The organism is Streptomyces sp. NPDC003032 (assembly GCF_053591415.1).
Genome location: NZ_JBSFTT010000093.1, coordinates 1 through 7717 on the forward strand (window position 1 = coordinate 1; position 7717 = coordinate 7717).

The 7717-nt window shown below is 73.6% G+C and carries 6 protein-coding genes and 1 pseudogene; 4 read left to right on the forward strand and 3 right to left on the reverse strand.

Translation table 11 applies throughout. From position 1 onward, the window contains the following. Positions 1–370: 370 nt before the first annotated feature. Together ypfJ and ACWDZ7_RS42380 are read left to right on the forward strand one after the other, a co-directional pair. Positions 371–1261, forward strand: a complete 891-nt coding sequence (ypfJ, locus tag ACWDZ7_RS42375; protein ID WP_451804241.1) for a KPN_02809 family neutral zinc metallopeptidase — start codon at positions 371–373, stop codon at positions 1259–1261. Positions 1262–1354: 93 nt separating this feature from the next. Next, complete coding sequence (locus ACWDZ7_RS42380; RefSeq protein WP_451804243.1) at positions 1355–1792, forward strand: VOC family protein; 438 nt, start codon at positions 1355–1357, stop codon at positions 1790–1792. Positions 1793–1841: 49 nt separating this feature from the next. On the opposite strand, the gene ACWDZ7_RS42385 is transcribed toward ACWDZ7_RS42380, so the two are convergent. The 3 genes from ACWDZ7_RS42385 to ACWDZ7_RS42395 form a co-directional block, all read right to left on the reverse strand. Continuing rightward, the gene (locus ACWDZ7_RS42385) at positions 1842–3524 is read right to left on the reverse strand and encodes a hypothetical protein (protein ID WP_451804245.1); all 1683 of its coding nucleotides are present in this window, start codon (positions 3522–3524) and stop codon (positions 1842–1844) included. 111 nt (positions 3525–3635) lie between these two features. Beyond that, entirely contained in the window at positions 3636–4772 is a 1137-nt protein-coding gene (locus ACWDZ7_RS42390; RefSeq protein ID WP_451804247.1) for an alpha/beta hydrolase, read from the reverse strand. Positions 4773–4948: 176 nt separating this feature from the next. Next, positions 4949–5725, reverse strand: a complete 777-nt coding sequence (locus ACWDZ7_RS42395) for a class II aldolase/adducin family protein (protein WP_451804249.1) — start codon at positions 5723–5725, stop codon at positions 4949–4951. Positions 5726–6106: 381 nt separating this feature from the next. Here ACWDZ7_RS42395 and ACWDZ7_RS42400 point away from each other — a divergent pair, with 381 nt between their 5' ends. Further along, complete coding sequence (locus ACWDZ7_RS42400; protein WP_451804251.1) at positions 6107–7408, forward strand: anion permease; 1302 nt, start codon at positions 6107–6109, stop codon at positions 7406–7408. A gap of 12 nt (positions 7409–7420) precedes the next feature. Next, a pseudogene (locus ACWDZ7_RS42405) lies at positions 7421–7633 on the forward strand (hypothetical protein); the annotation flags it as partial. Between the last annotated feature and the right edge of the window lie 84 nt (positions 7634–7717).

The window sequence follows — 7717 nt, forward strand, 5'->3', positions numbered from 1 at the left end:
GACGCGGTGGGCACGGCAGGCGCGGGGGGCGCGGCGGGTGCGGCCGGCTCGGGGGACGCGGTGGGCACGGCAGGCGCGGGGGGCGCGGGGGGCGTCGTTGGCGTGGTGGGTGGCGGAGTGGGCATGTCGGCCCCCCTTCGGTACCACTGCCTGCGGATCAGGCGCAGAGCGTAGCGGTGGGGGTGCCGGTGGTGGGGGGTGGCGGTGGTGCGACACGGCGCGGGGAGTGGTTCGCGTCCCCCGTTCGGGCCTTCGTCCGGGGCCTCGCGGCAGTGGGTGTATCAGGATGGACTGGACGGCCGGAGGTCTCGGTGCGGGCGATGGGTGCCGGTGCCGGTGCCGGTCCGGGTGCGACACAGAGGGGTGCGCCATGCAGTTCGACGACGACGCCGGCCTGGACTCCTCCGAGGTGCAGGACGTGCGCGGCAGCCGGATCCCCGGCGGCCGGGCGACCGTCGGCGGCGGCATCGCCGGACTCATCGCGCTGGTGCTCGGCCTCTTCTTCGGAGTGGGTCCGGATCAGCTGGGCCTCTCCTCCGGTGAGGAGGAGCCCGAGGTTTCGTCCTCGTCGCTCGCGCAGGTGCAGCAGAGCTGCCGCACGGGGCGGGACGCGAACACCAAGGAGGACTGCCGCATCGTGGCGGTGGTCAACAGCCTCCAGGACTACTGGCGGCCGGAGTTCCAGCGCAGGCAGGCCACGTACTCCCCCGCGCGGACCGTCCTGTTCACCGGCCGCGTCGGCACCGCCTGCGGCACGGCGACCTCGGCGGTCGGCCCGTTCTACTGCCCCGGCGACCGGAAGGTCTATCTGGATCTCGGGTTCTTCGACGAGCTGCGCACGAGGTTCGGCTCCACCGGCGGTCCCTTCGCGCAGGCGTACGTCGTTGCCCACGAGTACGGGCACCACGTGCAGAACCTGGCGGGGATCCTGCGGCGCGCCCAGGACGGGCGTACGGGCCGCGACAGCAACGCGGTCAGGGTCGAGTTGCAGGCCGACTGCTACGCCGGGGTCTGGGCGCGGCACGCGACCCGCAGTCCGGACGACCGCACGGGCAGGCCGCTGATCACCAGCCTCGACGACGCGGACATCCGGGACGGCATGGACGCGGCGGCGGCGGTGGGCGACGACCGGATCCAGGAGAAGTTCCAGGGCCGGGTCACCCCCGAATCCTGGACACACGGCTCCGCCGAGCAGCGCCAGCGGTGGTTCTACCAGGGCTATCGCACGGGCGACATGGGGCGGTGCGACACCTTCCGCTGACCTTCCGCTGAGCGGCCCCGCAGGCTCGGGAGGGCGTTGTCAGTGCCCGGTGCGAGACTGTGAGCAGATGTGGGGTGGATCACACTCCGCGTCATGGATCTGATCGGAGTGATCGGCATGGCAGGCGACGACGGCGGACGGCCGAGCGTGTTCCCGACACTGCTGTACGCGGACGCGAAGGCCGCGGTCAAGCAGCTGACGGAGGCCTTCGGCTTCACCGAGGTGAGTGTGTACGAGGGTGAGGACGGCGGCATCATGCACGCCGAGCTGGCCCAGGGGAACGGCGCGGTGATGCTCGGCTCCAGGGGCACGGGCGGCGTCTTCGACCGGGCGATGAAGGACGCGGGGCCCAGCGGGGTGTACATCGTCGTGGACGACGTCGACGCCCACCACCAGCGGGCCAAGGAGCACGGGGCGGAGATCCTGATGCCCCCGACGGACCAGGACTACGGCTCGCGGGACTACATGGCCCGGGACGCCGAGGGCAACGTATGGAGCTTTGGTACGTACGCCCCCGAGATACGGACCTGAGGCGGGACAAGCACCTGAGGACCCCGAGGTTCCCGAGGTCGCCCCTGCCTCACTCCCCGCCGGTGTGCACCTGGAAGGCGGCGCGGCGCACGGCCTTGGCGAGCGCCGGGTCGGGGTGGGCCGCGGCGAGCGCGACCAGGACCTGGACGGTGCGGGGGTGTCCCGCGCGGCGCACCTCGTCGAGGAGGGCGGGCACGGTGGGCTGTACCGCCGACTCCAGGTGCCGGACGAGGAGTTGGGCCTCCCCGTGGTCGGCGACGGCCGCCGCCGTGTCGATCCACAGCCAGGTGGACTCCTCGCGGGTCAGCACGAGGTGGACGTCCTCGGGGTCGGCGCCCTCCTGCTCGGCGAGCCACAGCAGGGCGTAGGGGCGCAGGGATGCCTCGTCGACGACGGCCCTGACCTCCGCCTCGGCCGGGGCGCCGACCACGCGCAGCGCCTCGAACGCGAGGCCGCGCAGCAGGGCGTCCTCGCCTCGGGCGGCGGTGAGCAGGTCGGTGACGGCGCTGCCGACGGGGCGGGCGGCGAGCCAGGCGCGGTATTCGGCGCGGGCCGCGTTGGGACGCAGGCGGGCGCAGCCGCGCAGCATGTCCTCGGCGGACTGCTCGATATGCCCCGCGGGGCTCTGCGCGGCGACGCAGATCTGCTCCAGCTTGACCCAGACCGCCCAGCTGCCGAGCGGGGTGAGCGTGGCCTGGCCGTCGGCATAGGTGAGCGCCCCAACGGCGGCGAGGCCGTGCAACGCCCAGTCGAGAAGGGCGGGCAGCGGGGCGGCTTCTTCGGCACAGTCGGCCGGGGTGCCTTCGGCGACGGCCTCGGGCTCGGCCCCGACGGCGGTCCCCGGGGTGGCCCCGCCGGCGGCCTCGGACGCGGCCCCGACGGCGGTCCCGGCGGCCTCAGACGCAGTCCCGGTGGTCGCCTCTGACGCGGCCCCGACGGCGGTCTCCGGGACGCTCTCGGCGGCGGCCTCGGGCGCGGTCCCGACGGCGGCCTCGGGCTCGGTCCCCGGGGTGGCGCCGGTGGTGGCTTCGGGCTCGGGGTTGTAGGGGATCTCGCAGCGCTCGGTGCGGAGTTCCGTGACGCGTTGGTCCAGGAGGTCGAGCAGTTGCGGTACGGGGACGGGGCCCGCTGAGAGTTGGAGGAAGGAGAGGACCTGCGGCATGGCTTCGACGACCTCGGCGACCGCGGCGGCGCCGAGGCCGTCCGGGGCCGGGTGGGCCAGGGACCAGGCGTCGAAGAGCGCGACCCAGCCGCGCAGCACGGCGGTGTCGTCGCGGTCCCAGGCGCGCAGGCGCCAGCCGGGGCGTGCGCTGTCGCCGTGCACCTCGATGAGGCCGGCGAGGCGCGCGGTGTCCCAGTCGGCGCGGACCTGACCGGGGGTCAGCCCCAGCTCGGCGGCGGCCCGTTCGGCGGTGGCGCCGGAGAGGGTGCCCCTGCCGTCGGGCGTCGCGCCGGTGCGGCCGGGGCCCGGGCGCAGGGCGGCGTCGGCCCAGCGGGCGACCCGCACGGCGTCGGCGAGGCCGGCACGCGCGCCGCGGGCCAGTTCCGAGGGCGCCGGTGTGCCCTCGGGTGGACGGGGCGCGGGACGGCGCGTGCGGCGGTTGCTCACCGCGCCGGGGGCGGCGGAGAGGGGTCGCGCTGGGTCGCGCTGGGACTCCCCTCGCTTCTCGGCCCTCGGGTAGGGCGCGCGGACGAGTCGGAGCCTGGAGTCGCGCGGGGTACGGGACGTCACGGGAGCAGTCTTCCTGTTGACGGTCCGAAAACCCAAACGGAAGGGCGTCGGTGGCCTCGCGGCCGCCGTGCCGAGGGGACGCGGCGGCCATGCGGGAGAGGGTGCGGACGGTCACATCAGAGGGGTGAGGAAGCGCCGCATCGCCTCTTCGTAGCCCGCCGGGTCGGCGTTCCACATGGCGCCGTGCGGCGCGCCGGGGACGGTGCGCAAGGAGACCAGGTCAGGGCGGTGTCCGGCCAGTTGACGGGAGAGGGCCCAGGGGGCGATGGCGTCGTCGGGGCCGTGCAGGACGAGCGTCGGGACCTTGAGCGTCGCGGGGTCCGCGGCCGCCAGGGTGCGGTCGCCGCGCAGACCCGTGCGGCCCTGGGCCGCACGGACCGCAAGCGGAAGGAGCGGCCCTGGGGTGCGGCGGGCCGCGGCGAGGGCGCGCAGGGTGGTCTCCCAGTTGAGTACCGGGGAGTCGAGGACGAGACCGCTGATCCTCTCGCGCAGCGCCGAGTGGGCGGCGGCGTGCAGGCACATCGCGGCGCCGGTGGACCAGCCGTGCAGGACGACGTCGCGGGCGCCGTGGCGCACGGCGTAGCGGATGGCGGCGTCCAGGTCGCGCCACTCCGTCTCGCCCAGGTGGGCGAGGCCGTCCGCGGAGCGGGGCGCGCCCGGGTCGCCGCGGTAGGCGAGGTCGAGCACGGGGAGCTGCAGGCGGTGCAGGAAGTCCATGACGACCATGGGGTGTTCGCGGGTGGTGCCGAGGCCGTGCACGGTGATGACCCAGGTGTCGCGTCCGCCGGGCACGAACCAGGCGGGCAGGTTGCCGAGTTCGCCGGGGATGCCGACGTCCGTGTGGTCGATGCCGAGCGCGGTGTGCGGGTCGCCGATGTGGACCTGCGGGGTGAGCCAGACCTTGGCGCCCGGTTCCAGGGTGCCCCGGGTGACGGCTTCGAGGCGTCGTACGACCGTGTCGGCCTCGTGCGGGGCCGCCTCCAGGACGGGACCGACGATCGCGTGGGTGCCGTCGCCGCTCAGGCCGTACGTGCCGGGGCGCAGGCTCGCGAGGGCGCGGGTCAGGGAGATCTGGCCGGCGGCCGTGGCGTGCACGGTGAGGCGGGGCTCCGTCGGCAGCCGGCGGCCCGCCGGGGCCTTGAGGGCGGCGTCGCTGGCGAACCGGCCCGCCGCGATGGCGGCAGCGGCTGTCCCCAGGGCTGCTGTGACTGCGGTGACGGCCGCTGCCGTCGCTTTGGCTGGGCGCACCGTCCCAGTGTCCGGGGGCAGGGGCCCGGAGGCCAGTGGGCGGTACCCGTGGGGTGACCACCCGGCGGCTCGGCGCCGCCGGAGCCGGGAGCCTTGTGTACGCATCGGATCTGTCATCGGGTCTGCCGTCGGATCTGCCATGTGTTTCTGGTGCCCACAGATGGCGGTGGCAACGGTCAGGGAGTCTTCTGCCCGCGCTCCTGCCCATGCTCCTGCTCCTGCTCGCGCTCCTGCTCGTACGCCCGTTCGTCGCCCTGTCCGTACCCCCGCAGCTTCTCCTCCGCCGCACTCAGCTGGGTGTCGGACAGGAGCGTGGGCGTGTGGCCCGGCAGTGAGCTGGCCGTGAGCCAGAGGCGGGACATCCATTCCAGTTGCGCCGTGCGGTCGTACGCCTGGGGAAGGGAGTCTCCGTACGTGACCGTTCCGTGGTTCTGGAGGAGGCATCCGGTACGGCCGCGCAGGGCCTGGAGCATGTTCTCGGCCAGCTCGTCGGTGCCGTAGAGCGCGTAGGGGGCGACGCGGGCCGGGCCGCCGAGGACGCCCGTCATGTAGTGGACCGCCGGAAGCTCGGGGACCAGCATGGAGACGGCCGTGGCGTGCACCGCGTGGGTGTGGACGACGGCCGCCGCGTCGGTGGTGCGGTAGATCGCGAGGTGCATGGGCAGCTCGCTGGTCGGCGCGAGGTCGCCGAGGACCCGTCGCCCTTCGAGGTCGACGCCGAGCGCGTCCTCCGGCCGCAGCCGGTCGTAGGGCACCCCGCTCGGGGTGACCAGGACCGTGTCGCCGACCCGCACCGAGACATTGCCCGAGGTGCCGACGACCAGGCCGTCCGTCACTGTCCTGCGGGCCGTCTCCACCAGCTCGTCCCACGCCCGCCCGACGGCGTCCCGCTCCGCGCCACGCCCGGCGCCCTGCCGCTGCCGCTGCCGCTGGCCCTGCCCCTGCTCAGTCATGGGCCGATCCTGCCAGCCGGGCACGCGGCGCTGTAGGCGTGGCCGACGATCGAGGGGCGAGAGGCGAGGGCCGAGGGCCGAGGGGCGCTTCCGCTTCCGCTTCCGGCGGGCTCCGCCGGGTGACAAGTATCTCCTGGGCGGCCCGGCGGCCGGTCGGATCAGTGCGCGGAGAGGGGGGCCGAAGGGTGGCGGAAGGCGACACTCCGCCCCGGATTTACGGCCGTGCGCCGCCAATCCGTACGATCCTGACCAGACACCTGATCGATACGGATCGGCGAGGCTCCGCTTCGGGTCACCGTGATGCCCGACCCAGTTCACTTTCCGTTCACCCAGGTTGCCTACGTTCCACATGCCACTGACGTCCAACAGAAGCCTGGGTAAATGGAACACATCACGCTTCTCCTCGGGATCGTGATCGTTACCGCTCTCGTGTTCGATTTCACGAACGGTTTCCACGACACTGCCAACGCGATGGCGACGACCATCTCGACCGGCGCTCTCAAGCCCAAGACGGCGGTGGCCATGTCCGCCGTGCTCAACCTCGTCGGCGCCTTCCTCTCCGTCGAAGTCGCCAAGACGATCTCCGGCGGCATCGTCAACGAGGACGGCCTCAAGACCGAGGTCATCTTCGCCGCGCTCGTCGGCGCGATCCTCTGGAATCTGCTGACCTGGCTGGTGGGCCTGCCCTCCAGCTCCTCCCACGCGCTCTTCGGCGGCCTCATCGGGGCCGCGGTCATGTCGATGGGCTGGTCCTCGATCAACGGCGGCACCGTCGTCACCAAGATCCTGATCCCGGCCCTCGCCGCGCCCCTCGTGGCGGGTCTCGCCGCGATGGTGGCCACGCGTCTGACGTACCGCATCGGCCGCAACACCGACACCAAGGCGACGGCCAAGGGCTACCGCGCGGGCCAGATCGCCTCCGCGGGCCTCGTCTCGCTGGCCCACGGCACGAACGACGCGCAGAAGACCATGGGCATCATCACGCTCGCCCTGGTCACCGGCGGCGTCCTGAACCCCGGCTCGAACCCCCCGATGTGGGTCATCGTCTCGGCCGGTGTCGCCATCGCGCTCGGCACGTACCTCGGCGGCTGGCGCATCATCCGCACCATGGGCAAGGGCCTCACCGACCTCCAGCCGCAGCAGGGCTTCGCCGCCCAGACCAGCGCCGCGACGGTCATCCTGGCCTCCTCGCACCTGGGCTTCTCGCTCTCCACCACCCAGTCCTGCTCCGGCGCCGTGATGGGCGCGGGCCTCGGCCGCAAGGGCGGCGTGGTCCGCTGGTCGACCGCGAGCCGCATGTTCATCGCGTGGGGCCTGACCCTGCCGGCCGCCGGCCTGGTCGGTGCGGGCGCCGAGTTCCTCACCAAGCAGGGCCCCTGGGGCGTCGCGGTCACCGCCGCGCTGCTCATCGCGGGCTCGGCGGTCATCTGGGTGCTCTCGCGGCGCAACGCCGTCGACCACACCAACGTCACCGACGACGAGATCCGCCACGACGGCACCACCGCGGACGTCGAGCCCGCGGGCGTCGTGACCACCGCGATCGCCGCCGTCACGCCGCCCCCGACGGGCGCGATGGCCGCCGCGGACGCCCCCTCCGACGACCCGGTCAGGGCCACCATCTCGGCCCCGACCACGACCACGACCGGCGCCATGGCGGACCCCGCCAGGCCCGCGACGGTTTAAGGACACATCAGCATGAACATCGACTGGGCAGCTCTCGGTTCCGTCTTCGGAGTCAGCCTCGCCGTGACGGTGGCTCTCGTGGGCCTGTTCACCCTTGGCGTCGTCGGTCTCTCCAAGCAGGAGACGGCGTCCGCCTCGGGCGGCGGCTCCGCGGCCATGGCGCGCACCGGCGCGTACGCCTGCTTCGCGCTGTGCGCGGCGGCCGTGGCGTACGGCATCTATCTGTCTCTCCCCCACGCATGGGCGCGGGCGCTACCAGGGCATGTACACGATGTCCTGGTCCGTGGCCGCGCTGGTCGCGCCGCTGAT